Genomic DNA, 425 nt, shown 5'->3' with positions numbered 1-425 from the left:
GGATTATGTCGATTATTTAAGACGTGAGCTCGAACTGGTCGATGGCGTCAGCAAAGTTTCCGTCACTGGACAACAGCAAGAGCAAGTGTTWATCGAATTCATGAAGCGATTGAGTTCATTGGGCTTATCACCAACGACAGTCTTTAACCTGCTGTCAACGCAAAACGTGGTGTCTGACGCTGGTGCGATACGAATAGGCGATGAATACATTCGCATCCATCCTACGGGTGAGTTCCAAAACGTCGATCAGTTGGGCGATCTCATTATCACCGAGAGCGGTGCTCAGGGATTGATCTATCTAAGAGATGTGGCCGATATCAAACGTGGCTACGTGGAAGTGCCGAACAACATCATCAACTTTAAATGGCAAATTGGCGTTGAACGTCGGCGTTTCTTTTGCACAAGGCGTTAACGTGGTGGAAGTG

1 pseudogene is annotated in these 425 nt (G+C 47.4%); it reads left to right on the top strand.

Features of this window, described 5'->3' with window-relative positions:
• Positions 1–425, top strand: a pseudogene (locus CIK04_RS27850) (efflux RND transporter permease subunit); the annotation flags it as partial.

The organism is Vibrio sp. 03_296 (genome assembly GCF_002265885.1).
Note: the sequence above shows the minus strand (reverse complement) of the source record. Positions and strands in the feature narration are given on the sequence as shown.